General features: G+C 72.5%; 22 protein-coding genes. 13 read left to right on the top strand and 9 right to left on the bottom strand.

What is annotated here, in order from left to right; genetic code table 11:
* Nucleotides 1-39: 39 nt before the first annotated feature.
* Together murJ and KVS67_RS09360 are read right to left on the bottom strand one after the other, a co-directional pair.
* Nucleotides 40-1,884 carry a murein biosynthesis integral membrane protein MurJ gene (gene murJ / locus KVS67_RS09365; protein WP_002857806.1) on the bottom strand — a complete coding sequence of 615 codons (1,845 nt, stop codon included), beginning with the start codon at nt 1,882-1,884 and terminating at the stop codon, nt 40-42.
* A gap of 46 nt (nt 1,885-1,930) precedes the next feature.
* Nucleotides 1,931-2,542, bottom strand: a complete 612-nt coding sequence (locus tag KVS67_RS09360; RefSeq protein ID WP_041102508.1) for an NUDIX hydrolase — start codon at nt 2,540-2,542, stop codon at nt 1,931-1,933.
* Nucleotides 2,543-2,607: 65 nt separating this feature from the next.
* Between KVS67_RS09360 and KVS67_RS09355 the strand changes: the two genes are divergently transcribed.
* The 3 genes from KVS67_RS09355 to KVS67_RS14090 all read left to right on the top strand — a co-directional run bounded on the left by KVS67_RS09355 (nt 2,608) and on the right by KVS67_RS14090 (nt 6,693).
* A complete protein-coding gene (locus KVS67_RS09355) occupies nt 2,608-4,059 on the top strand; it encodes a CCA tRNA nucleotidyltransferase (protein ID WP_063188537.1) in 1,452 nt (483 codons plus the stop codon).
* 52 nt (nt 4,060-4,111) lie between these two features.
* Nucleotides 4,112-4,411, top strand: coding sequence for a Rho termination factor N-terminal domain-containing protein (locus KVS67_RS09350; RefSeq protein WP_063188540.1), 300 nt, complete (start codon nt 4,112-4,114; stop codon nt 4,409-4,411).
* A gap of 143 nt (nt 4,412-4,554) precedes the next feature.
* Entirely contained in the window at nt 4,555-6,693 is a 2,139-nt protein-coding gene (locus tag KVS67_RS14090) for an acyltransferase family protein (RefSeq protein WP_336627700.1), read from the top strand.
* Between the two features lie 106 nt (nt 6,694-6,799).
* Here the strand turns inward: KVS67_RS14090 and KVS67_RS09335 are convergent, their stop codons facing one another.
* On the bottom strand, nt 6,800-7,885 hold the full coding sequence (locus tag KVS67_RS09335) for an inositol-3-phosphate synthase (protein WP_002857798.1): 1,086 nt from the start codon (nt 7,883-7,885) through the stop codon (nt 6,800-6,802).
* A gap of 169 nt (nt 7,886-8,054) precedes the next feature.
* Here KVS67_RS09335 and KVS67_RS09330 point away from each other — a divergent pair, with 169 nt between their 5' ends.
* Nucleotides 8,055-9,557, top strand: coding sequence for a glycosyltransferase family 87 protein (locus tag KVS67_RS09330; RefSeq protein ID WP_217565286.1), 1,503 nt, complete (start codon nt 8,055-8,057; stop codon nt 9,555-9,557).
* On the opposite strand, the gene KVS67_RS09325 is transcribed toward KVS67_RS09330, so the two are convergent.
* A complete protein-coding gene (locus tag KVS67_RS09325; RefSeq protein ID WP_254629317.1) occupies nt 9,548-9,889 on the bottom strand; it encodes a hypothetical protein in 342 nt (113 codons plus the stop codon). The genes KVS67_RS09330 and KVS67_RS09325 overlap by 10 nt on opposite strands.
* 106 nt (nt 9,890-9,995) lie before the next feature.
* Here KVS67_RS09325 and KVS67_RS09320 point away from each other — a divergent pair, with 106 nt between their 5' ends.
* On the top strand, nt 9,996-11,483 hold the full coding sequence (locus KVS67_RS09320; protein ID WP_217565284.1) for a M18 family aminopeptidase: 1,488 nt from the start codon (nt 9,996-9,998) through the stop codon (nt 11,481-11,483).
* A gap of 64 nt (nt 11,484-11,547) precedes the next feature.
* Here KVS67_RS09320 and KVS67_RS09315 read toward each other — a convergent pair whose 3' ends face one another.
* Nucleotides 11,548-12,117: a hypothetical protein gene (locus tag KVS67_RS09315; RefSeq protein ID WP_217565283.1), complete on the bottom strand. Its 570-nt coding sequence runs from the start codon at nt 12,115-12,117 to the stop codon at nt 11,548-11,550.
* A 343-nt stretch (nt 12,118-12,460) separates the two neighbouring features.
* Between KVS67_RS09315 and rpsF the strand changes: the two genes are divergently transcribed.
* From rpsF to KVS67_RS09290, 5 genes are all read left to right on the top strand, one after another.
* Nucleotides 12,461-12,766, top strand: coding sequence for a 30S ribosomal protein S6 (gene rpsF, locus KVS67_RS09310; RefSeq protein WP_002857790.1), 306 nt, complete (start codon nt 12,461-12,463; stop codon nt 12,764-12,766).
* 132 nt (nt 12,767-12,898) lie between these two features.
* Entirely contained in the window at nt 12,899-13,498 is a 600-nt protein-coding gene (locus KVS67_RS09305) for a single-stranded DNA-binding protein (RefSeq protein ID WP_217565282.1), read from the top strand.
* A 230-nt stretch (nt 13,499-13,728) separates the two neighbouring features.
* Nucleotides 13,729-13,968, top strand: a complete 240-nt coding sequence (gene rpsR, locus KVS67_RS09300; RefSeq protein ID WP_002857788.1) for a 30S ribosomal protein S18 — start codon at nt 13,729-13,731, stop codon at nt 13,966-13,968.
* A 28-nt stretch (nt 13,969-13,996) separates the two neighbouring features.
* Nucleotides 13,997-14,458 carry a 50S ribosomal protein L9 gene (gene rplI, locus KVS67_RS09295; RefSeq protein WP_002857787.1) on the top strand — a complete coding sequence of 154 codons (462 nt, stop codon included), beginning with the start codon at nt 13,997-13,999 and terminating at the stop codon, nt 14,456-14,458.
* Nucleotides 14,459-14,561: 103 nt separating this feature from the next.
* The gene (locus KVS67_RS09290; protein ID WP_254629315.1) at nt 14,562-15,785 is read left to right on the top strand and encodes an MFS transporter; all 1,224 of its coding nucleotides are present in this window, start codon (nt 14,562-14,564) and stop codon (nt 15,783-15,785) included.
* A 34-nt stretch (nt 15,786-15,819) separates the two neighbouring features.
* On the opposite strand, the gene KVS67_RS09285 is transcribed toward KVS67_RS09290, so the two are convergent.
* Nucleotides 15,820-16,935, bottom strand: coding sequence for a succinylglutamate desuccinylase/aspartoacylase family protein (locus KVS67_RS09285; RefSeq protein ID WP_217565280.1), 1,116 nt, complete (start codon nt 16,933-16,935; stop codon nt 15,820-15,822).
* Nucleotides 16,932-17,462 (bottom strand): ATP-dependent zinc protease, encoded by a 531-nt coding sequence (locus KVS67_RS09280; protein ID WP_098471024.1) that lies wholly within the window; start codon nt 17,460-17,462, stop codon nt 16,932-16,934. Before KVS67_RS09280 ends, KVS67_RS09285 begins: the two co-directional genes overlap by 4 nt.
* A gap of 27 nt (nt 17,463-17,489) precedes the next feature.
* On the opposite strand from KVS67_RS09280, the gene rimK reads away from it, so the two are divergent.
* Nucleotides 17,490-18,725, top strand: coding sequence for a 30S ribosomal protein S6--L-glutamate ligase (gene rimK / locus KVS67_RS09275; protein ID WP_217565279.1), 1,236 nt, complete (start codon nt 17,490-17,492; stop codon nt 18,723-18,725).
* Nucleotides 18,726-18,740: 15 nt separating this feature from the next.
* Here the strand turns inward: rimK and KVS67_RS09270 are convergent, their stop codons facing one another.
* Both KVS67_RS09270 and KVS67_RS09265 read right to left on the bottom strand, forming a co-directional pair.
* Nucleotides 18,741-19,967, bottom strand: a complete 1,227-nt coding sequence (locus KVS67_RS09270; RefSeq protein ID WP_002857779.1) for an acyl-CoA dehydrogenase family protein — start codon at nt 19,965-19,967, stop codon at nt 18,741-18,743.
* A gap of 25 nt (nt 19,968-19,992) precedes the next feature.
* Nucleotides 19,993-21,168, bottom strand: a complete 1,176-nt coding sequence (locus KVS67_RS09265; RefSeq protein WP_217565278.1) for a CoA transferase — start codon at nt 21,166-21,168, stop codon at nt 19,993-19,995.
* Nucleotides 21,169-21,959: 791 nt separating this feature from the next.
* Here KVS67_RS09265 and dnaB point away from each other — a divergent pair.
* The gene (gene dnaB, locus KVS67_RS09260; protein ID WP_111763569.1) at nt 21,960-23,288 is read left to right on the top strand and encodes a replicative DNA helicase; all 1,329 of its coding nucleotides are present in this window, start codon (nt 21,960-21,962) and stop codon (nt 23,286-23,288) included.
* A 48-nt stretch (nt 23,289-23,336) separates the two neighbouring features.
* Nucleotides 23,337-23,759 (top strand): hypothetical protein (locus KVS67_RS09255; protein ID WP_217565277.1); only part of this gene is annotated, 423 nt, incomplete at its 3' end.

The raw sequence follows: 23,759 nt of genomic DNA, 5'->3' as shown, positions 1-23,759 counted from the left end.
GAATCCAATGATACGTGGCGTGGCCGTCGCGGCCAGAGATCAGCCGACGCGCAGCAGACGACCCAGCGCCGGCACGCGGGCGACGAGCGGCCGGAGGGCGTCGTCCAGCTCGGGGAACCGCATGGCCCGCAGCACCATCAGGTACACCGGACCCATCGCCACGGCCGCCACCGCGCACGTGAGCAGCGCCGTCCCGATGGAGTTCCACGCGAACCCGCCGGTGTACCCGCCCAGCAGCCACACGACGACGACGCCCGCGGCCGCCGCGGCCAGCGCGGCCAGGCCGGTCTGGACGTGGGCACGCAGCACGGATGCGAGGCCGTAGTCCCCGAACCGGCGCACGGTGAGCACATGGGTCAGGACGAACTGGTACACGTACGAGACGGACGAGGCGACCGCGACCCACAGGGCCATGGACCACAGCGGCAGCAGCATCGCGCCCGCCCACGAGAGCAGCAGCATCAGGAGCGAGCCGCTGACCTGGACCACCATCGGCACCTTGGCGTCCTCGGCGGCGTAGAACACGCGCAGCAGGTAGAAGGAGCCCGAGCGGAACGGGATGGACAGCGCCAGCGCGAGCAGAACCGAGCCCACCGCGACGCCGGCCACCATCGCCGTCTCGGCCGTCGAGCCGAAGACGCGGCCCAGGGGGCCCGCCAGGACCACCACGCCGGCGAGGCAGAACATCAGCGGCACGGTGAACGCGCGCAGACCCTGCGCCGTCGTGCGCCGCACCGCGGACATGTCCTGGCGGCCCATGGCGCGGGCCAACCGGTTGAAGAGCACGGTGGCCAGGGAGAGCACGAACACCGAATGGGGCAGCACGGCCATCAGCATCGCCATGTTGTACGCGGCCACACCGGGGATGGCCGCCTGCGCCATCTCGGCGCTCCAGGTCTCCGTGCCGGGGATGCGCAGCTCGCCGCGGTCGCGGGCCTCCGTGGCGGAGGTGACGTACCGCTGGCACAGCAGGAGCACCACGTTCGTGGCGACCATCGTGATCAGGGTGTACCCGGCGATCCGGCCGGTGTCCCGCAGGCCGATGCCCTTCCAGCCGAACCGCGGGCGCAGACCCAGGCCGAGCCCGCGCAGCGGCAGGAAGAGGATCACGGCCTGCAGCACGACGCCCAGGGTGTGGCCGCCGGCCAGCACGACCGTCTGTGCGCTCGTCCACCCGGCGAGGTCGTCCCCGGCCCGGTACGCCCCGAACATGCCCAGGTACAGCACGATCGCGCCGATCGCGACGACGTTGTTCAGCACCGGCGCCCACATGTAGGCGCCGAAGCGCCCGTTGGCGTTGAGCACCTGCCCCACCAACGCGTACATGCCGTAGAAGAACACCTGGGGCAGACACCACAGGGCGAACACGGTGGCCATCTCGAGCTTCTCCGGCGACCAGCCGCGGGTCAGGGCCGTCATGAGCGGGGCCGCCGCCAGCATGACCACCACCGTGCCGGCGAGCATCACGAGCGTGCCGAGCGTCATCAGGCGGGAGGTGTAGTCCGCGCCCCGGTCGGCGTCGCGGGCGTGCTTGATCAGCTGCGGCACGAGCACGACGTTGAACACGCCGCCCACCAGGAGCAGGTAGATCACGTTCGGCAGGGAGTTGGCGATCTCGAAGATGTCGGCCATGTCCGCGGACAGGCCGATCGCCACCGTCACCAGCGTCGCACGGACGAGGCCCAGCACGCGGGAGAGGAGCGTGCCGGAGGCCATGATCGCGGTGGACCGGCCGGCGCGGCGCTCGCCCTCGGGGGTCTCGTCCGCGGGGTCCACGGCGGCCGGATCCGTGGCGGGGGCGGGGTCCGTCGTCGTCGGCTCCTCGTCGGCGACGCCGGCGTGGGCGGGGTCCTGCGCTCGGCGCGGGGCGGGTCTGCTGCTCAAGGGTCACCCAATCGTGGTCGGAAGGCCCCGTGCCGGGGGCGGTGGATCAGGGGCGGGGGCCCCGGGCACCGCCCGGGGGGAAGTGCTGGTCGACCACCTGGCGGGCCAGGTCGACGATCCGGCGCTCGTTGGCGAAGGAGAGGCGGCGCGCGACGTCCTCAAGGCGCACCCACGCGACGTCCACGGCCTCGTGGTCCGGGTCGTTCTCCGTGGTCAGCTCGCCGCCCGTGGCGCGCAGCAGGAAGTGGTGCACGGTCTTGTGGACGCGGTGCCGGGCGACCGTGAACCAGTAGTCGATCGCGCCGAGCGGCTCGAGGATGTGGCCGGCGATCCCGGTCTCCTCCTCCACCTCGCGCACGGCCGCCTGCCGGTGGTCCTCCTCACCCTCGGGATGGCCCTTGGGCAGGCACCACTCGAGCCGACCACCGCGGTTGTAGCGGGCGATCACAGCCACCTCGAGGCCGCCGTCATGCTCGCGGACGATGACGCCGCCGGCGGAGACCTCTTCCACCGTGGGCAGGGAGGCGGCAGCGGCGGAACGGGGTCCCGCGGGGGCCGGGGTGACGGGGCGCAGAGGCGGCTGCGGCCGGCGACGCCACGCCCCCAGCGCGGAGGGCAGGGGGGCGCCCCGGTGCGCGGAGGGATCGGGGCGGGTCATGCCGTCAACTCTAGCCCGGCCCGCGCGGGCCCGTGCCGGGACCGTCTGGCACCCTTGTAGGCATCATGGATCTGACCACCGCCACCCACGCGCTGCCCCCCGGCTTCCCCGCGGACGCCACCCTGCCCGCCGTCGTCGTGGAGCTGGGGCGGAGGTTCGAGGCCGCCGGCCACGAGCTCTCCCTGGTGGGCGGCCCGGTCCGCGACCTCTTCCTGGGGCGGACGTCGCCGGACCTGGACTTCACCACGGACGCCGACCCGGACGCGTCCGAGGCCGTGGGCGCCGGCTGGGCGGACGCCACGTGGGACGTGGGGCGGCGGTTCGGGACCATCGGCTTCCGCAAGGCCGGCTGGCAGCTCGAGGTCACCACCTACCGGGCCGAGCAGTACGACCCGGCCAGCCGCAAGCCGCAGGTGGCCTTCGGCGACAGCCTCGAGGACGACCTGCTGCGCCGCGACTTCACCGTCAACGCCATGGCCCTGCGCCTGCCCGCCCTCGAGCTCGTGGACCCCTTCGGCGGCATGCGGGACCTGCACGCCGGCGTGCTGCGCACCCCCGGCACCCCCGAGGACTCCTTCTCCGACGACCCGCTGCGCATGATGCGCGCCGCCCGGTTCGCCTCCCAGCTCGGCTTCGCCGTGGCCCCCGAGGTGGAGGAGGCCATGGCCGCGATGGCCGAGCGGATCACGATCATCTCCGCCGAACGCGTCCGCGAGGAGCTCGTCAAGCTCGTGTGCGGGGCGCACCCGCGCGCCGGCCTCGACCTGCTCGTGCGCACCGGCCTGGCCGACCACGTCCTGCCCGAGCTGCCCGCCCTGCAGCTCGAGTCGGACGAGCACCACCGCCACAAGGACGTCTACGCCCACTCCCTGACCGTGCTGGAGCAGGCCATGGAGCTGGAGGGTGAGTACGCGCCGTCGACCCCCGACCCCGTGCTGCGCCTGGCGGCGCTGCTGCACGACGTCGGCAAGCCGGCCACGCGCCGCTTCGAGAAGGGCGGGGCCGTCACCTTCCGGCACCACGAGACCGTGGGGGCCAAGCTCGTCCGCAAGCGGCTGCGTGCCCTGAAGTTCGACAACGACACCATCAAGGCGGTGGCCCGTCTGGTGGAGCTGCACATGCGGTTCTACGGCTACGGCGACGCCGGCTGGACCGACTCCGCCGTCCGCCGGTACGCCCACGACGCCGGCGACCTGCTGCCCCGCCTGCACGCGCTGACCCGCTCGGACGTGACCACCCGCAACCGGCGCAAGGCCGAGCGGCTGGCCCACGCGTACGACGACCTCGAGCGGCGCATCGCCGAGATCGCCGAGGCCGAGGAGCTCGCCGCCGTCCGGCCGGACCTGGACGGGCAGCAGATCATGGCGCTGCTGGGGATCCGCCCGGGCCCGGTGGTGGGCCGGGCGTACAACCACCTGCTCGAGTGGCGCCTCGACGAGGGCCCACACGAGCCGGCCGAGGCCGAGGCGGAGCTGCGGCGCTGGTGGGCCGAGCAGCCGGAGGCCCAGCAGGACTGAGTCGGCGCGGCGGGCCTTCCACCCGGCGTCGGGCCGGGACCACACTGGCCGCATGGCTGAGAAGAAGACCGAGAAGAACGGCGCCCCCATGGGCCCCGGCACCTCCAACATCAAGGACCCCGAGGTCTACGAGGCGCTGCGCCGCGAGGGCGCGAGCGAGGAGAAGGCCGGGCGGATCGCCAACGCCTCCGCCCGGGACGGCCGGGACGAGGTCGCCGAGCGCGGCGGCGAGGCCGGCTCCTACGCGGACTGGACCAAGGACGAGCTCGCGAAGCGGGCCCGCGAACTCGACATCGAGGGCCGCTCCACCATGACCAAGGACGAGCTCATCGAGGCGCTGCGCAACCACTGACCGGCGCCCGCCCCCCGCTTCCGGGGCGGAAACCGGTGCTTTGGGAGCGGAATACCGCCGGAAACCGCCCCCAACGCGGTGGGTGGGTGGGGGATAGCCGGAGGCTTTGGCCCATCCAGGTCGGGATGGAATGATCGACCGCTGTGAGTTCCGACCAGCGCACCGCGTCCGCGCCCCGCCATGCCCTGCCGCCCCAGGACGGCGTGCCCGCCGTCAAGGTCGGCACGCGGGTCAGTCGCGGCCCCGGACGGGTCACCGCCCTCGACGGGCTGCGGGGGATCGCGGTGCTCGCCGTGCTCGTCTTCCACGCCTGGCCCACCTTCCTGCGCGGCGGGTTCGTGGGCGTGGACATGTTCTTCGTGCTCTCCGGCTTCCTCATCACCACCGGCCTGGTCCGTGGTGTGGACGCGGGCCGGGGCGTGGCGCTGGGCACCTTCTGGATGAAGCGCGTCCGACGACTCATCCCGGCCATGCTGATGGCGCTCGTGGGCACCACCGCGCTCGCGTGGCTGGCGGTGGACGAGTTCCCCGCGGGCCTGGGTCGCCAATGGTTCGGCGCCCTGACCTACACCAGCAACTGGGTGATGATCCTGCAGGGCGGGGACTACTTCAACCGCGCCTCGCCGCCTCTGTTCGAGCACCTGTGGTCCCTGGCGATCGAGGAGCAGTTCTACATCCTCTGGCCCCTGCTCCTCTGGGGGCTGCTCCTGCTCACCTGGCCGCCGCGCAGCACGGTGAACTCGGGGCGGGTGGCGGACCGACGTCGTATCCTCGCGGTCGCGGTCGCGGCCGTGGCCTCCGCGGCGTGGATGGCCTGGGGCTCGTGGCACGGGTTCGAGCAGGCCCGCCTCTACTTCGGCACGGACACCCACGCCTTCGGCCTGCTGTTCGGCGCGTGCGTGGCGATCGGCCTGGCCCATGTGCCCCGGCCCGAGCACGGCGGCCCCGAGCCGCGGACCTCGGCCACGCGGGTGGCTGTCGCGTGGGGCGCCGTCGCGGTGCTCGCGGCGGGCTTCGCCCTGGTCGACGGCGGCCACGCGAGCACGTACCGCGGAGTGCTGGCGGGCCTGTCCGCCGTCGTCGCGTTCATCGTCTGGCACGTGGTGCAGGGCGACCGGCGCGACTCGCTCTCGCGCGTGCTGGGCAACGGGTTCCTGCGCTGGTGGGGGCGCCGCTCCTACGCCGCGTACCTGTGGCACTGGCCGCTGCTCGTGATCATGCGCGTGATGGTGCCCGTGGACGCCCCCGGGTGGGTCGAGCCCGTGGCTGCCGGCGCGATCCTGCTGCTGACCGCCCTGATCGCCGACCTGAGCACCCGGCTGATCGAGGAGCCCATCCTCCACGAGGGGTTCACGGGTGCCTTCGGTCGCTGGGGCGCAGCCGCTCGGCGGGCGTTCACGGGCGGGGCCGGGCCGATCGGCCGGCTCGCGGCCGCCGCCACGGCGCTGGGGCTCGTGGCCGTGCCCGCGGCGGCCGTGGCCGCCGTGGTGCACTCGCCCGCGCAGACCCAGCTCGAGCAGGACATCGCCCAGGCGGAGGAGTCCCTCAAGGCCGCCGAGGCGGCGCAGCAGGCGGCCCGCGAGTCCCGGGCGGCGGAGCAGTCGAAGCGGGCCGAGGCGTCGGCCTCGGCCTCGCCCGGCTCGGCCGCCCCCGGGGACGCGGAGGGCTCCGCCGGCGCGACGTCCTCGGCCGGATCGTCCGCCGAGCCGTCCGGGCTCGGGCTCGGCGACCCGGCCGTCACGCGCCCCACGTACTCCAAGGAGCAGCTCACCGCGGCCCTGCCGCCGTCCGAGCTCGGCCCGGACGTCACCCTGATCGGCGACTCCGTCTCGCTCTCGGCCGCGCCAAAGCTCATGGAGCAGCTACCGGGGATGCTGCTGGAGGCGGAGGTGGGCTACCAGATCTGGGACGCCGCGGACGAGATCGAGAAGCTCAAGGCGGACGGCCAGCTGAGCGACGTCGTCGTGGTTGCCCTGGGCGCCAACGGCACCACCCACCGGGGCGACTGGGAGAAGATCCTGGCGGCCGTCGGCGAGGACCGGTTGCTCGTGCTCGTGGTGCCGCACGGCCCGATGGACTGGATCGCGGACGTGCAGGTGCAGATGGAGGCGCAGGCCAAGGCCCACCCGGACCGGATCGTCCTGGCGGACTGGGACGCCGCGGCGAAGCAGCACGTCACGGACTTCTCCGCCGACGGCGTGCACCCCCGCGCCGACGGCCAGGCCATGTACGCCCAGCTCGTCCGGCTCACCATCGAGGACCGGCTCGGCGCGCGGCGCTGAGCGCGGTGGCCGGGGCGGCACGCGCCCCCACGACGACGCCGGCCCGTCACCTCCACGGGGAAGGTGACGGGCCGGCGTCGTGCGCGGTCCGCGGGGACCGGGCGGGTCAGCGCTCGATGTCGCCGCGGATGAAGGCCTCCACGAGCTCGTGCGCCGCGTCGTCGTTGTGCTGCACGGGCGGGGACTTCATGAAGTAGGACGAGGCCGAGAGGATCGGCCCGCCGATGCCGCGGTCCAGGGCGATCTTCGCGGCGCGCACGGCGTCGATGATCACGCCGGCCGAGTTGGGGGAGTCCCACACCTCGAGCTTGTACTCGAGCGAGACGGGGGCGTCGCCGAAGTTGCGGCCCTCGAGGCGCACGAACGCCCACTTGCGGTCGTCGAGCCAGGCCACGTAGTCGGACGGGCCGATGTGCACGTCCTTCTCGCCCAGCTGCGCGGAGGTGTTGGAGGTGACGGCCTGCGTCTTGGAGATCTTCTTGGACTCCAGGCGCTCGCGCTCGAGCATGTTCTTGAAGTCCATGTTGCCGCCCACGTTGAGCTGGTAGGTGCGGTCCAGGGTGACGCCGCGGTCCTCGAACAGCTTGGCCATCACGCGGTGGGTGATGGTGGCGCCGATCTGGGACTTGATGTCGTCGCCCACGATCGGCACGCCCGCGGCGGTGAACTTCTCGGCCCACTCCGGGGTGCCGGCGATGAACACGGGCAGGGCGTTCACGAACGCGACGCCGGCGTCGATCGCGGCCTGGGCGTAGTGCTCGGTGGCCAGCTGCGAGCCGACGGGCAGGTAGCAGACCAGCACGTCCACCTCCGCGTCGCGGAGGGCCTGGGCCACGTCCACGGGCTCGGCCTCCGACTCCTCGATGGTCTCGGCGTAGTACTTGCCGAGGCCGTCCAGGGTGGGGCCGCGCTGGACGGTGACGTCCGCGTGGGGCACGTCCGCGATCTTGATGGTGTTGTTCTCGGAGGCGGTGATGGCCTCGGACAGGTCGAGGCCGACCTTCTTCGCGTCCACGTCGAACGCGGCCACGAACTCGAGGTCGGACACGTGGTAGTCGCCGAACTGCACGTGCATCAGGCCTGGGACCGTGTCCGTGGCCTTCGCCTCGCGGTAGTACTCCACACCCTGGATGAGGGATGTTGCGCAGTTGCCCACGCCGGCGATGGCGACGCGGATGGGATTGGTGGCCACGGTCTGGTTCTCTCCTCGACTGTCCGGAACGGGTGCGGGCACGCGGAGCGCGCGCAGGGGGCCCACGCCGTTCGGCGGGGCGCTCACCCGGGGATCAACCCCGCCAGTCTACGACCGACGACGGCGGCCCCGCCCGTCCGGTGTCCGGGCGGCTTCCTAGGATGGGGGCATGAGACCGGCCCCCGCGCACGCCGCGACCCCCAGCGAGCCGCCCACTCACGCCGCGGACGGCGCCCCGGGCGCCCCCGCCGGGCGTTCCGCTGACAGCGCACCGTCCGGGGCCCTGCCCGCCCCCGGTGAGCGCGGCGGCCGCTTCCAGCTCGCCGGCGGCCTCGCGGCGAACGGCCCCGGACGGGGGACCGGCTCCTGGGCCGGGCCCGTGGCGCTGACGGCGCTGCTGGTGGCTCTGGCCGCCGTCGTGACCGTGCTGCAGAAGTCGCCGTGCCTGCTGCACGGCTGGGGCGCCCCGGACGTCTACTACGCGGGCTGCTACTCGGACTGGGCCGCGCTCTACGGCGGGCGCGGGTTCGCGGCGGACCCGTGGGCGCCGTTCCGGGCGGGCTCCACGTTCGAGTACCCCGTGCTGATGTCCGTCGTGGGCTCGGTGGCGGCCTGGATCACGCAGGCGCTGCCGTTCTCGCCGGAGCAGGGCACGGTGGTGTTCTGGCTCGTGAACTTCGGGTTCGTGGTGGTGCTGTGGGCCGTCGTCGCGGTGCTGACCGTCCGGATGGCGGGGCGCCGGTGGACGGACGGGCTCATGGTGGCCGTGGCCCCGGGGATCGTGCTGGCCGGCACCATCAACTGGGACCTGTGGGCCGTGGCCCTGCTGGCGTGCGGCATGTACGCGTGGTCGCGCGGCCGGTCCCTGACGGCGGGGGTGCTGTTCGGCCTCGGCGCGGCCATGAAGCTGTATCCGCTGCTGATCCTGGGGCCGCTGCTGATCCTGGCGGTGCGCTCGCGGCGGTGGCGGCCGTTCCTGCTCGCGGCCGGGGGCACGGTGGCGGCGTGGGCGGCGGTCAACGTGCCGCTCATGGTCGTGAACGTCCAGGCGTGGTCCGTGTTCTTCACCTTCTCCGGCGAGCGCGGGCCGGGCCTGTCCAGCGTGTGGCACGCGTGGGACGTGACCGCCGCGCAGGCCGGGTGGGCGTTCGTTCCGGAGGACTCCCTGACCCTGCTGGCCTACGGGACCTTCGCGGTGTGCTGCCTGGGGATCTTCGTGCTCGGCGTGCGGGTGCGGCACACCCCGCGGCTGGCCCAGCTGACGTTCCTGGTGGTGGCGGCGTTCGTGCTCACCAACAAGGTGTACTCACCGCAGTTCGTGGTCTGGCTGATCCCGCTCCTGGCGCTCGCCCTGCCGCGGTGGCGGGACTTCTGGGTGTGGCAGACGGTGGAGGCGCTGCACTTCTTCGCCGTGTGGATGTACTTGGCCAAGGGGGTGGCCGAGACCCCGCCGCAGCACTCCATGGACGACTCCGTCTACGTGGCCGCGATCCTCGCGCACATGCTCGCGGTGCTGTGGCTGTGCGGGCGCGTCGTGTGGGAGATGCTGCACCCGGCCGAGGACCTCGTGAAGCGCGACCACGGCGGCCACCCGGACACCGACCCGCTCGCCGGCGCGTACGCCGGACCGGCCCAGGGGCGCTCAGGCCGACCGGCCGCGGTTCAGGCGTAGTCCCAGCGGTGGATCGGGCAGTCCGGGGACGACGGCGGCGCGGTCGTCCCCGCCGCGGCGGCGCCGTCCTCGCGGGGCGGCGGCGGGCAGACGCACTGCGCCCCGGAGGCGGCCGTGGCCGCCTTCATCTGCTCGCGCCACATCACGTGGGGGTCGGTGGCCGGGTCCGCGGCCGCGCCGGGGTGCACCGGACGCGCGGCGCCGTCGTCGTGTGCGTCGTGGGCGGGGGCGCGGGCCGCGTCCCCGTCCCGGGTGAAGCCCAGCCGCACGATGGCCCAGCCGCCCACGGTCCACGCCACCAGGAGGAAGACCCCCACGGCGACGGCGATCATGATGTCCACGGCGGGCTCCTCCTGCGCTGACGGGGCGGGCGATGCGGCGGGCCCGCTTGCGGGCCAGGGTAGTCGGACGGGGTGGTGGGGGCGGTACGGTCGGGGCATGACCCCCGTGACCCGTGACACCGCCGCCGAGCTGCCCGCCCACCTGCGGGACCTGGCCGAGTTCGTGACCGCCTCGCCCTCCAGCTACCACGCCGCGGAGGAGGTCGCACGCCGCCTGGAGGCCGTCGGCTTCACCCGTCTGGATGAGACGGCCGACTTCCCGGCGGCCCCGGGCGGCTACGTGGTGGTGCGCGACGGCGCGGCGGTGGCCTGGATCGTGCCGATGGGTGCCGGGGCGCTGGGCCGCCACGAGGGTGCTGAGGCGCGCGCGGCCGGGCCGGACGAGGCGGGGCAGAGCGCCGGCGTCGTGCCGGTGTTCCGCGTGCTCGGCGCACACACGGACTCGCCGGGGTTCAAGCTCAAGCCGAACCCGGCCACCGTGACGGCCGACGGCTGGGTGCAGGCCGGCGTCGAGGTGTACGGCGGCCCGCTGCTGAACTCGTGGCTGGACCGCGAGCTGCGGTTCGCCGGGCGTCTCGTCCTCGACGACGGCACGCAGGTGCTCGCCGCGACCGGGCCCGTGGGGCGCATCCCGCAGCTGGCCATCCATCTGGACCGCGAGGTCAACGAGGGGCTGACGCTGAAGCGGCAGCGGCACACGAACCCCGTCGTGGGGGCGCTCGCCCCGCGCGGCGAGGACGCCGGCGCGACCGTGGCCGACGGTCTGGCCGCCCGCGTGCCCGGTGACGTGCTGACCGCGCTCGCGGCCGCCGCCGGCGTGGACCCGGCCGCGGTGCGCGGGCACGACGTCGTGGTGGCCGACGCCCAGGCGCCCGGACTCTTCGGGCTGGCGGGCGAGTTCTTCGCGTCGGGTCGGCTGGACAACCTGAGCTCGGTGCACGCGGGCCTCGTGGCGCTCGAGGAGCTGGCGCGCGAGCACGGCGGCGCCGAGGGGGCGATCGCGTACGAGGGGACCGTCGCGGGCGGGGTGGCCGGTGAGGCGGCCGGCGCCCCGGTGATCCCGCTGCTCGCCGCGTTCGACCACGAGGAGCTGGGGTCGGCGTCGCGGTCCGGGGCGGCCGGGCCGCTGCTCGAGGAGGTCATGGGGCGCGTGCTCGAGGCGCTCGGCGTGGCCGGGCAGGGCCGGGCGCGGGCGATCGCGGGGTCCTGGCTGCTGTCCGCGGATGCCGGCCACCTGGTGCACCCGAACTACGCCGAGCGGCATGACCCCGTGAACCACCCGCGCGTGAACCACGGCCCGCTGCTGAAGATCAACGCCAACCAGCGCTACGCCACCGACGCCGGGGGCGAGGCCGCGTTCGCCCGCTGGTGCGGCGTGGCGGGGGTGCCGTTCCAGGAGTTCGTCTCCCACAACGACGTCCCCTGCGGCTCGACCATCGGCCCGATCTCGGCGACCCGCCTGGGCATCCGGACCGTGGACGTGGGCCTGGGCCTGCTGTCCATGCACTCAGCGCGCGAGATGTGCGGCGTGCGGGACGTGGAGCACCTGGCGGCGGCCGTGCGGGAGTTCTTCCGCGGGGTGTGAGGCGCGGCATGGGGGGCGCCGCGAGCGGCGTTCGCGGGGCTGCGTCAGCCGGCGGGGCGGGAGGTCAGCCTTGCAGCCTTACATAGGTGCCGACATTGTCCAAGGTCATGCCGTTCACGACGGCGGAGCCACGGCCGTTGACCATCACGCCGTTGAGGTTCGTGCCGCAGTTGCTGTACCACCCGATGCTCGGCAGGGTGATGGTGCCTGAGACGGGGGCGGGTACCGGGGGGGAGAGCTTGCTGACGTAGCGGTAGTACTGGGTGCCGTTGTTGGTGTACAGGACCGGACTGCCGGTCCCGGAGACCTCACGGGTGGGGGCGCTCCAGGACGGCGTGGTGTTCGTCCAGGTGAGGGGGTTCTGAGACCCCATCGCATCCACCACGCTCTTCTGCACCAGGATGGAGGCGGTCACATCCGTCACCGTGGAGCCGGCTTGCACATTGGTGATCCGGTAGTAGGTATTGACGTTGTCCGTGGTGACGGTCACGCGGGTCGAACCGGTGGCGCAGGCCCGCACCGACGTGCCGGTCACGGCCGTGGAGGCGAGGCGGACACTGAACACGCGGTCGATCCGCGGGGGAGGGCTGGCCGCCTCGGCGGGGGCAGCGGCGGCGGCGACGACGGTCGGCACCGCCCACGCGAGGCTGCTGGCGACTCGGCGGCGGGAGGGGACGGACTGGGACGGCTGGGGCGCTGCCGACGTGGACTCTGACATGGATGCTCCGAAACGTGAGAGGGGTGTGACACAGGATGTGTGTCCTCCTTCCAAGGTACGTCGTCGTCGACCGAGGGCAAGCCCCGGCCACCCCACGGCCCCCTAGGGGTGGCACCTCATCTGCGGAGGCGCAATGCTGGTATTCTTGACGGGATCCCCTGCGTGCCGCCGAAGAGTGCGGATGCATGCGTAAGGGGAGAACGCAGAACCTCCTGCCGCGGAGAGACCGCGGCCGCAAGCCCAGAGGAGGTGGGTTCGCATGCGTGCTTATGAGCTGATGGTGCTGATCGACCCTGAGGTCGACGAGCGCACCGTGGAGCCGACCCTGAAGAAGTACCTCGAGGTCGTCACGAACGCCGGCGGCACCGTCGACAACATCGACGTGTGGGGTCGCCGCAAGACCGCCTACGAGATCCAGAAGAAGTCCGAGGCCATCTACGTGGTCGTCAACTTCCAGTCGGAGCCGGCCGCCACCCAGGAGCTGGACCGTCTGCTGAACCTCAACGAGACGATCCTGCGCACCAAGATCATCCGTCCGGAGGAGCAGAAGATCACCGCTGAGTGATCCTCGTACCGTGTCCGGAGGGTCTGAGAGCATCGGATCAGTCCCCGACGCCCCCACCGGAACCCCGCTGAGCAGTCCCGGATCCCCGGATCCGGTCACTGACCGGCAGAACCCCCGAAGACAGGAGTGACCATGGCAGGCGAGACCGTCATCACCGTGGTCGGCAACCTCACCGCCGACCCGGAGCTGCGCTTCACCCCGAACGGCGCGGCCGTCGCGAACTTCACCGTCGCGTCCACGCCCCGCACGTTCGACCGTCAGACCAACGAGTGGAAGGACGGCGAAGCGCTGTTCCTGCGCTGCTCGGTCTGGCGCGAGGCCGCGGAGAACGTGGCGGAGTCGCTGACCAAGGGCATGCGCGTGATCGTGCAGGGCCGCCTCAGGGCGCGCTCCTACGACGACCGGGACGGCAACCGTCGCACCAGCTGGGAGCTGGACGTGGACGAGGTCGGCCCGGCGCTGCGGTTCGCCACGGCCAAGGTCACCCGCGCCCAGCGCGGCGGTGGCGGCGGCGGTGGCTTCGGCGGCGGCCAGCAGGGGGGCGGCTTCGGCGGCGCCCCGGCCGGCGGCGGCGCCGGGGGGAACAACGACGGCGGCTTCGGCGGCGCCCAGCAGGGCGGCGGCTGGGGCGGCCAGCAGCAGGGCGGCGGCCAGGCCGCACCGCAGGACCCCTGGTCCGGCGGCGGTGGCGGCGGATGGGACACCCCGTCCTCCAACGAGCCCCCGTTCTGATCCTGCACTGACCGGGCGCGGCCCCCACGGCCGCGATGGACACGGAACACCACGGACCTCTCCGTCCGGGCGCACCTTGCCCGGAGGGCCGCCCCGGCGGCCCATCCCACCCGCGACCCGGCACCGCCGGGCCGCACTGCACACGGCCCCGTGCCCCGCACGGGACGCCGCGTGATCCCATCCCGCAGAACCGTTCTGCGGGCTCCAGAGAACTCTGAAGGAGCACCACGATGGCGAAGGCTGAACTCCGCAAGCCCAAACCGAAGTCCAACCCGCTCAAGGCCGCCAAGATCACCGAGATCGACTACAAGGACGTGGCCTTGCTGCGCAAGTTCATCTCCGACCGCGGGAAGATCCGTGCCCGTCGCGTGACCGGCGTGACCGTCCAGGAGCAGCGCAAGATCGCCCAGGCCGTCAAGAACGCCCGCGAGGTGGCCCTGCTGCCCTACGCCGGCGCCGGCCGCGGCTGATCGAGCGAGCGAAGGAAGGAACACCCAGATGGCAAAGCTCATCCTGACCCAGGAAGTGGCCGGTCTCGGCACCTCCGGTGACGTGGTCGAGGTCAAGAACGGGTACGCCCGCAACTACCTGCTCCCGCGCGGTTTCGCCACCGTGTGGACCAAGGGCGGGGAGAAGCAGGTCGAGTCCCTGCAGAAGGCCCGCGCGGCCCGCGCCGTGGCGAACCTGGAGGACGCGCAGGCCCAGGCCGCGCAGCTCCAGTCCGCCACCGTGAAGCTCGAGCGCACCGCCGGTGCGGAGGGTCGCCTGTTCGGCGCCGTCCAGACCGCCGACGTCGCCGAGGCGATCGAGGCCGCCGGCCTCGGCTCCGTGGACAAGCGCTCGATCACCCTGCCGGCGCACATCAAGTCCGTGGGCAACCACGAGGCCCAGGTCCGCCTGCACGAGGACGTCATCGCGACCGTCCAGCTGCAGGTCGTGGCCGCCAAGGCCAAGAAGTGATCATCCGCTTCTGAGCCCGTCGCGCCTGCGGCGCGCACCCGAGGCCCCGGTCCGCTCTTCACGAGCGGGCCGGGGCCTCGTGCCGTGGGGGAACATGGAGATCATGCCCTCCGCCCCACCGCCCTCCGACCCCGCCGGCTCGACGGCGGCCCCGCGCCCGCCCCTGTGGACGCGCCCGTTCATCCTCGTCAGCGCCACCTACCTGTTCGTGGCGATGATCTTCTACACGCTCATGACCGCGATGGCGCTCTACGCCGTCACGTCCTTCGGCGCGTCGGACGCGGAGGCCGGCGTCGTGGCGGGGGCGTTCGTGCTGGGCGCGGTCCTCACCCGCATGACGACGACGCCCGCCACCTTCGCGTGGGGGCGGCGGCGGGTCCTGCTCGTCGCCTTGGCCTGCTACGTCCTCACGACGGCGGCGTACCTCTGGGCGGACTCCCTGGTCGCGCTGACCGCGGTCCGGCTGCTCAACGGCATGTGCTTCGGCGCGGCCGGCACCGTGCTGGCCACGGCCGTGCAGCGGATCGTCCCGCCCGTGCGCCGCTCCGAGGGCACCGGCTGGTTCTCCACGTCGATGACGCTCGCGGGCGCCGTCGGGCCGATGGTGGCCCTGCAGCTGAGCACGGCCCTCGGCTACGACGCCCTGTTCCGGGCGTGCATCGGCTTCACGGGCATGGCCCTGCTGATCGCCCTGTTCCTGCGCGTGCCCGAGCCGCCGCTGACGGGCCGGTTCCGGCTGCACCGGGCGGACGTGTTCTCCGCGGAGGTGGCGCCGGCGGCGGGCGTGGCCCTGGCCTCCGGGTTCATGTACGGCGGCATCCTCGCGTTCATGGCCACGTTCGCGCAGCAGCAGGGCTACCCGGCGATGGTGCCGAGCCTGTTCTTCCTGCTCTTCGCCGCGGGCACCATCGTGGGCCGCGCCGTCCTGGGCGTGCTGCACGACCGGCACGGGGACAACGCCGTCGCCTACCCGATCCTCGCGGGCATGGCCGTCTCCTACGCGGTGCTGGCGCTGTGGCGGGAGCCGGCGGGCATGCTCGTGGCCGGCGCTCTGCTGGGGCTGACCTACGGGCCGGTGGTGAGCGTGTTCCAGACGATCGCGATCAAGGTGGTCCGGCCCACCGAGATCGGCGTCGCCACGGGCACGTTCTTCCTGCTCCTGGACCTCGGCACCGGCCTCGGCCCCATGGTGCTCGGCGCGGTGGTGGCCGCCGTCGGGATCCCGGTGATGTACCTGCTCTCCGGCGGGGTCGGGGTGGCGCTGCTGCTCTACTACCGGCTCGTGCACGGCGGCCGGGCCATCGCCCGGCGCCCGTCCCCGGCCTGAGCGGGGCCGGGGACCGCCGTCGTCGTGGGGGTGCTCATGCGTCCCATCCCCCGATGTGCACGAGGGCGTCGCCGCGGTGCACCAGGGGCGCCTCGGTGCGGCCGATGACCACGCCGGTCAGCTCGGCCTTCACGTACGCCAGGCGGCGGCCGAACGAGTTGTAGAGCGCGCCGATCCGGTCCCCGGCGCTCACGCGTTCGCCGAGCGCGACGTGCAGGTGCACGAGGCCGTCCGCGCGGGCGCGCACCCACGTGGACTGCCACACCAGGTACGGGGCGTCCTGCTCGCCGTCGACGACGTCGGGGTGCACGGCCTCCGTGTCCTCGCCGGTGGCGTCGGTCGCCTCGGGCACGTCCGTGGTCCGCTCCTCGGGGACCTCGCCGGGCAGCGGCCCGGGGGCGTCGACGACGGCGTCCGGCCCGGGCTCGGTGAGCCCGACGTCCGCGGGGTCCACCATGTCCAGGGCCGCGAGCACGCGCAGGACCCCGTCCACGCCGGGGGCGATCGCGTACTCGTCGAACCGCCAGGCCTCGCCGGCCTCGTAGAGCAGCACGCGGGCGCCGGTCTCGCGGGCCGCGGCGCGCAGGGAGCCGTCCCGCAGGCGGGCGTGGAAGAGCACGGGGGCGCCGAACGCCTCGGCGAGCGCACGGGTCTGGGGGTCCTCCAGGTCGCACCGGATCTGCGGCAGGTTGGAGCGGCGGTCCGCGCCGGTGTGCAGGTCGATGCCCACCGTGCAGCGGCCGATCACCTCGGTCATCATCAGATGCGCGATGCGCGAGGCCAGCGAGCCCCGGGCGGAGCCGGGGAAGGAGCGGTTCAGGTCGCGGCGGTCCGGCAGATAGCGGTCCCCGGCCATCACGCCGAGCACGTTGACGATGGGCACGGCCAGCAGGGTGCCGCGCAGGTTTTTGGGCTGCAGCCGCTCCAGGACGCGGCGGACGATCTCGACGCCGGCCACCTCGTCCCCGTGGATCGCGGCGGAGACCCACACGGTGGGCCCGTCCTCGCGGCCGTGGAGCACGTGCACGGGCAGGGTGACGTCCGCGCCGGTGACGAGCTGGGAGATCGGCAGGGACAGCTCGTGGCGGCGGCCGGCCGGCACCTCGACCCCGCCGAACGCGAAGGGGGCGCGGGCGGGGCGACGGCTCACGCGCGTCCCCGGTTCCGGCGGCGCACGCCGCGCGGCGGCTGTCCGCCCACGTACGAGGCGGCGGGGTCCACGAGGAGGCCGCCGGCGGCCAGCGCGGTGCGCCCCACGAGCATGCGGAAGCCCATCTCGTCCCGGTGGGTCAGGGTCACCTCCGCCTCGATCGTGCGGCCGGCCAGGGTCAGCGGCATCACGACGACGACGCGCTCCTGCGCCTTGCCGTTCGAGGAACGCACCGTGCGCAGGTCGGCCACCGGCAGCTCGGCCGTCCGCGCGTCCGCGGCCGAGGTCTGCCACGGGTGCACCTCGAACCGGACCCAGGCGGCGCCGTCGCGGGTGAACCGCTCGATGCCGAAGGCGTGGAGTGCCGAGGTGCGGGCGCCTGTGTCGATCTTGGCCTTAATCCAGGGGGTGTGGGCGGCGGGCAGGCCGACCCATTCGCGCCAGCCCACCAGCCCCGGGCGAGCGGCGCCGTCGTCGGTGGGGGGCACGCCGTGGGGGGCCGGGGCCGTGTGCTTAGATTCAGACACGCCCCTCATCCTCCCAGGAAAGCGGTCATGAAGCTCGCCATCCTCTCCCGTTCCCTGCGCGCCTACTCGACGCAGCGACTCAAGACCGCGGCGCTCGAGCGCGGCCACCAGGTGAAGGTCCTGGACACCCTGCGCTTCGGCATCGACCTCAGCTCGGACGAGCCCGATCTGATGTTCCGCGGCCGCCCCCTCTCCGGCTACGACGCCGTGCTGCCGCGCATCGGCAACTCGGTGACCTACTTCGGCACCGCCGTGGTGCGCCAGTTCGAGCAGATGGACGTCTACACGCCCAACACGGCCGCCGGGATCATGAACTCACGGGACAAGCTGCGGGCCACCCAGATCCTCTCCCGCCACGAGATCGACATGCCCGCCACCGTGTTCGTGCGCAACCGCGGCGAGGTCTCCACGGCGATCGACATGGTGGGCGGGGCGCCCGTGGTGATCAAGCTGCTCGAGGGCACCCAGGGCATCGGCGTGATCCTGGCGCCGACCAAGAAGGTGGCCGAGGCGATCATCGAGACGCTGCACGGCACCAACCAGCAGGTGCTCATCCAGCGGTTCGTGGAGGAGTCCAAGGGCACGGACATCCGCGCGCTCGTGGTGGGGGACCGCGTGGTGGCCGCGATGCGCCGCCGGGCCCAGGGGGACGAGTTCCGCTCCAACGTGCACCGCGGCGGCACCGTGGAGCGCGTCGAGCTCGCGCCCGAGTACGCGGAGACCGCCGTGCGCGCCGCCCACATCATGGGCCTGCGCGTGGCCGGCGTGGACATGCTCGAGGGCGAGCACGGCCCGCTGGTCATGGAGGTGAACTCCTCCCCGGGGCTGCAGGGCATCGAGGCCGCCACGGACCTGGACGTGGCCGGCGCGATCATCGACTACGTGGCGGACCAGGCCGGCTTCCCGGACATCGACGTGCGCCAGCGCCTGGCCGTGTCCACCGGGTACGGGGTCGGTGAGATCACCGTGCACGCCGGCTCCGGCTGGGTGGGCCAGTCCATCGAGGACTCCGGGCTGCTCGCGAAGGACCTGCAGGTGCTCACCCTGCACCGCGGCACCTCCGTGTTCCCCAACCCCGCGGACACGAAGGTCCTCGAAGAGGGCGACCGGCTGCTCTGCTTCGGCAAGACCGAGAACATGCGCGCCCTCATCCCCGCCCGCGCCCGCCGCCCCAAGCGCGTGCGGAAGCTGCCGGCCACCCCGATCCTCGCGTCCGTGGCCGAGGAGGCCCCGGCACCCGAGGCGCCCGCCGACGAGGCCTGAACCCGGGCGCGGGGCTCAGCGGGCCGGGGCGAACGCGCCGATGCCCGTGAGGTGCCGGCCGAGCGTGAGCTGGTGGACCTCGTCCGTGCCCTCGTAGGTGCGCACGGACTCGAGGTTGTTCGCGTGCCGCAGCGGCGAGTGCTCCAGGGTGATGCCGTTGCCGCCGAGCATCTCGCGCGCCTCCCGCGCGATGCCGATGGCCACGCGGCAGTTGTCCAGCTTGCCCGCCGAGATCATGGCGGGGGTGAGCGGGCCGGCGTCCTTGGCGCGGCCGATCTGGTGCGCCAGCAGGTAGCCCTTGCCGATGGCCACGGCCATGTCCGCGAGCTTGGCCTGCGTCAGCTGGTGGGAGGCCAGCGGCACCCCGAACTGCTGCCGCTGCATCGCGTAGTCGAGGACGGCGTCGAAGGAGTCGCGGGCCGCGCCCATCGCGCCCCAGATGATCCCGTAGCGGGCCTCGTTGAGGCACTGGAAGGGGCCCTTGAGCCCGACGGCGGAGTCGGCCGGCAGCATCGCGGAGGCGGGCAGGCGCACGCCGTCGAGGTGGATCTCGCACTGCACCGAGGCCCGCATGGACAGCTTCTGGGTGATCGCCTCGGCGCGGAAGCCGGGGGTGTCCGTGGGGACCACGAAGCCGCGCACCCCGCGCCCGTCGCCGGGCTCGCCGGTCTGCGCCCAGATGATCGCGACGTCGGCCAGGGTGGCCAGCCCGATCCACCGCTTGACCCCGTCGAGCACCCAGTCGCCGCCGGGCTCCTGGCGGGCCGTCGTCGTCATGGAGGCCGGGTCCGAGCCGGCGCCCGGCTCGGTGAGGCCGAAGCAGCCGACCGCCTCGCCGGTGGTCATGCGCGGCAGCCACTGCGCCTTCTGCTCCTCGGAGCCGTGCTTGTGGATCGCGCCCATCGCGAGCGAGCCCTGCACGGAGACGAAGGTGCGCAGGCCGGAGTCGCCGGCCTCGAGCTCCTGGGCGGCGAGGCCGTACTCCACCGCCGAACGGCCCGGCATGCCGTGGCCCTCGTAGGGCATGCCGAGCACGCCGAGGCGGCCCAGCTCGGGGACGATCTCGCGCGGGAACACGGCGTCGTCGTACCAGCGGGCGATGTGCGGGCGGATGTGCTCGTCCACGAAGCCGCGCACCTTGAGCGCGACGGCCTTCTCCTCGGCGGAGAACAGGGAGTCCAGGCCGACGACGTCGGCGCGGCCGAGGAACGAGTCGGCCTCGGCGTGGAACGGGGTGGTCATGGCGGGGGTCCTCTCTGCGGGGTGGTCAGCGGGCGTCGAGCCAGGTGTTGACGGCCGCCGTGTCCGCGCCGAGCGCGGGGGGCGCGTGGCGCGGGTGCGCGACGGGCGGGTCCCACTGCACCGGGTGGCGGAACTGTCGGCCGGCGGGGGCGCCGGAGCGGTCCCGGACCTCGACGGTCGGCTCGAGGCCAAGGGACTCGGCCAGCTCGACGCCCTCGGCGACGGTGGACACGAGGCCGACCGGGAGCCGCTCGGCCTGCAGCACGTCCCGCCAGTGGGCGGCCGTCTGCGCCGAGAGCGCGTCCTCCAGGGCGGTGCGCAGCTCCTCACGGTGCTCGACGCGGTCCGTGTTCGTGGTGAAACGCGGGTCCTCGGCGAGCTCGGGGACGCCGAGGGCCGCGGCGAAGGTGCGGAACTGCGCGTCGTTGCCGATGGCGACGGCGAGCGGCGCGTCCCGGCACGCCAGCAGCTGATAGGGGGCGATCGAGGGGTGGTCGTTGCCCATCCGCCGCGGGACGACGCCGGCGCCGAGCCAGGCCTGGCCCTGGTTGGCGAGCGCCCCCTGCAGCGAGGAGAGCAGGTTCAGCCGCAGGTGGGCGCCCTCCCCGGTGCGCTCGCGGCGCAGCAGGGCCGCGAGCACGCCGGCGGTGAGGTCTTTGGCCGTGAGCACGTCCACGAGGGCGACGCCCGCCTTCATCGGGGCGTCCGGTTCGCCGGTGATGCTCATGAGACCGCCCGCGGCCTGGACGATGAAGTCGTAGCCGGGCAGGTCCCGGCCCTCGCGGTCGCCGAAGCCGGAGACGGCGGCGTAGACCACGGACGGGTTCTCCCGCGCGACGTCGTCGTAGCCCAGGCCGAGGCGCTCCATGGTGCCGGGCTTGAGGTTGTGGACCACGACGTCGGCCCGGGCGGCCAGGGCGGCGGCCCGCCGCTGGTCCTCGGGGTCCTTCAGGTCCCAGCCGACCGACTCCTTGTTGCGGTTCACGGACTCGAAGTAGGTGGCGCCCGTCGCCGAGCGGGGCGGGGCCCAGCCGCGGGTGTCGTCGCCGCGCTCGGGGTGCTCCACCTTGATGACGCGCGCTCCGAGGTCCGCCAGGGTCATGGTGGCGAGCGGGCCGGCGAGGACGCGGGAGAAGTCGGCGACGAGGACGCCGTCGAGGGGGAGCGAGGCCGGGGAGGGGGCGGTGGTGGCCGGGGGCACGGCGGACTCCTCACTGTGGCGGACGACACGACGACGGGTTCCACCCAAGCACCGTGCTCGCGTTCCGTCCAATGACTCTGGGGCGGGTCACTGACGTGCGTGAGTCATCGGTGCCGGGCGGTCCGGGGCGGCCGGGAGAGGTGGGCGCGGGGAGGACCCGGGGCCGCGGGCAGAGGCTGTCAACTTGGCCGTCCCCAGATCCGGGCATCTTGTCCACAGGAGTTGTCCACAGATGTGGAGGGTGTGGACGACGGTGTGGATAGGCATGTACCAGGCGGTGTGATGAGGGCGCAAACGAGGGTGCTGTCAAGTCCCGTGGCCGGGGCGAAAGGGGAGTGGAGAATCTTCCTCCACAGCTCTGGGGATCGCATCGTCCCAGGTCAGAGACGGATTCTGGGACTGGCCGAGCGGTTGTCCCCAGCGCGGTCCCCAGGGGATCCACACGACACGCCGCCGAATTCACATGTTGTCCACAATGGCTGTGGAAAACGCGGTTGCCCAGCCTCCACGGCGCGCGTAGTGTCGCGTGGTATCCCCAACGCGAGGGCGGGTATTGGCCGCAGGTGACCACTGACAGGCGCGCATCCGCTCGGACCGTCGCCCCGGGGACCGTCGCACCGTCCGCCTGCAGGAGGGTGCGGCGGCACGGGCGGTGACAACAGAGGAATCAGGGCCGGGAAGACCGGCGAGGGCCGCCGTCGTGCGGGCTGTGGGAAGGGAGTCTCCGGACGTTGACTGAGAACTACGGAGACTCGGGCTCCTACGACGGCGGCCGTTCCTCTGAACGCTTCCTGCCGCCCCAGGACCTGGAGGCGGAGCGCTCGGTGCTGGGCGGCATGATGCTCTCCAAGGACGCGATCGCGGACGTGGTGGAGCTGCTGCGCGGCCACGACTTCTACCGGCCGAGCCACGAGATGATCTACGAGGCGATCATCGACCTCTACGGCCGCGGTGAGCCCGCGGACGCCGTCACCGTGGCGGACCTGCTGAACAAGCGCCAGGAGCTCAGCCGCGTGGGCGGCCCCGCCGTGCTGCACGAGCTGATCCAGTCCGTGCCCACCGCCGCCAACGCGAGCTTCTACGCGGAGATCGTGGCGGAGAAGGCCGTCCTGCGGCGTCTCGTGACCGCCGGCACCAAGATCACCCAGCTGGGGTATCAGGGCGACGGCGAGGTCGAGGAGATCGTCAACGAGGCGCAGTCCGAGATCTACAAGGTGGCGGAGAACCGCCAGTCCGAGGACTACGTGCGCCTCGCGGAGATCATGGAGCACGCCGTCGACGAGATCGAGGCGGCCGGCAACCAGGGGGAGGGCCTGACGGGTGTCCCCACCGACTTCTACGACTTCGACGAGCTGACGCAGGGCCTGCACGGCGGGCAGATGATCGTGATCGCGGCGCGCCCCGCCGTCGGCAAGTCCACGCTCGCGCTGGACTTCGCGCGGGCCGCGGCCATCCACCACAACATGGCCACCGTGTTCTTCAGCCTCGAGATGGGCAAGAACGAGATCGCCATGAGGCTCCTGAGCGCCGAGGCGACGATCGCGCTGCAGGACCTGCGCAAGGGCACCATCCGGGACGACCAGTGGTCCAAGATCGCCGCGACCGTGGGGCGGCTGAACGAGGCGCCGTTCTTCATCGACGACTCCCCGAACATGACCATGATGGAGATCCGCGCCAAGTGCCGGCGGCTCAAGCAGAAGAACAACCTCAAGATGGTGGTGCTGGACTACCTGCAGCTCATGAGCTCGGGCAAGAAGGTCGAGTCCCGTCAGCAGGAGGTGGCCGAGTTCTCCCGTGCCCTCAAGCTGCTGGCCAAGGAGCTCGACGTGCCGGTGATCGCGTTGAGCCAGTTGAACCGTGGGTCCGAGCAGAGGACGGACAAGCGGCCGCAGGTGTCCGACCTGCGCGAGTCCGGCTCGATCGAGCAGGACGCAGACATGGTGATCCTGCTGCACCGTGAGGACGTGTACGACAAGGAGTCCCCCCGCGCCGGCGAGGCGGACCTGATCGTGGCCAAGCACCGCAACGGCCCGACGAAGACCATTGTGGTGGGGTTCCAGGGGCACTACAGTCGCTTCAGCAACCTTGCACAGGATGGCGGGGGTTCCGGGGGGTTCTAGGAGTTACCAGGTTGAGGCTCTGAGCCAGTCAATAGAAAGTGTTTCGGCATGGCTTACCGAAGTGAAAAAGGCTGGCAGGTCTTAGGGGGCCAAATTTTGCACCTCCCTGCCGCGCCCTCGGCGACGCGACGCGCAGAAGGGATAGTGCGAATAGTTCTCGAGGAGCCGCGCGAGGAGAATTCTCCAGAGGTTGCTCTACGTGAGCTCTTGCCGGAGAAGGAGGATGGCCAGCAGTCTCACCGGTCCACTCTCCTTTTGATGCGAATGAATGATGGATTAGAATACTTAACGCATCTGGGTTTGCGGTATCAGAAAGAATCAAGCTCGAGCGAAGACGATAAATTTGCTGAGACTCTCGAATTGAATGTAGATCCCCTGTTTCAGATGCAGAGGGGCATTTTAACCAGAACGCCCGCAACTAGCATCGAAGGCTTAAGTCAAACAATCCGCAGAGAGTTACAATTGGCTGTT

Origin of the sequence: Micrococcus sp. GbtcB5 (genome assembly GCF_019091605.1) — a bacterium.
Taxonomy (GTDB): Bacteria; Actinomycetota; Actinomycetes; order Actinomycetales; family Micrococcaceae; genus Micrococcus; species Micrococcus luteus.
Note: the sequence above shows the minus strand (reverse complement) of the source record. Positions and strands in the feature narration are given on the sequence as shown.

Excerpts from the sequence above, each read along its gene's own strand:
- KVS67_RS09330 (WP_217565286.1), top strand. The coding sequence starts at position 8,055 with ATGAGACCGGCCCCCGCGCACGCCGCGACCCCCAGCGAGCCGCCCACT.
- rpsR (WP_002857788.1), top strand. The coding sequence starts at position 13,729 with ATGGCGAAGGCTGAACTCCGCAAGCCCAAACCGAAGTCCAACCCGCTC.
- rimK (WP_217565279.1), top strand. The coding sequence starts at position 17,490 with ATGAAGCTCGCCATCCTCTCCCGTTCCCTGCGCGCCTACTCGACGCAG.
- KVS67_RS09290 (WP_254629315.1), top strand. The coding sequence starts at position 14,562 with ATGCCCTCCGCCCCACCGCCCTCCGACCCCGCCGGCTCGACGGCGGCC.
- KVS67_RS09305 (WP_217565282.1), top strand. The coding sequence starts at position 12,899 with ATGGCAGGCGAGACCGTCATCACCGTGGTCGGCAACCTCACCGCCGAC.
- KVS67_RS09355 (WP_063188537.1), top strand. The coding sequence starts at position 2,608 with ATGGATCTGACCACCGCCACCCACGCGCTGCCCCCCGGCTTCCCCGCG.
- KVS67_RS09350 (WP_063188540.1), top strand. The coding sequence starts at position 4,112 with ATGGCTGAGAAGAAGACCGAGAAGAACGGCGCCCCCATGGGCCCCGGC.
- rpsF (WP_002857790.1), top strand. The coding sequence starts at position 12,461 with ATGCGTGCTTATGAGCTGATGGTGCTGATCGACCCTGAGGTCGACGAG.
- KVS67_RS09320 (WP_217565284.1), top strand. The coding sequence starts at position 9,996 with ATGACCCCCGTGACCCGTGACACCGCCGCCGAGCTGCCCGCCCACCTG.
- KVS67_RS09325 (WP_254629317.1), bottom strand. The coding sequence starts at position 9,889 with ATGATCGCCGTCGCCGTGGGGGTCTTCCTCCTGGTGGCGTGGACCGTG.
- KVS67_RS09270 (WP_002857779.1), bottom strand. The coding sequence starts at position 19,967 with ATGACCACCCCGTTCCACGCCGAGGCCGACTCGTTCCTCGGCCGCGCC.
- rplI (WP_002857787.1), top strand. The coding sequence starts at position 13,997 with ATGGCAAAGCTCATCCTGACCCAGGAAGTGGCCGGTCTCGGCACCTCC.
- KVS67_RS09360 (WP_041102508.1), bottom strand. The coding sequence starts at position 2,542 with ATGACCCGCCCCGATCCCTCCGCGCACCGGGGCGCCCCCCTGCCCTCC.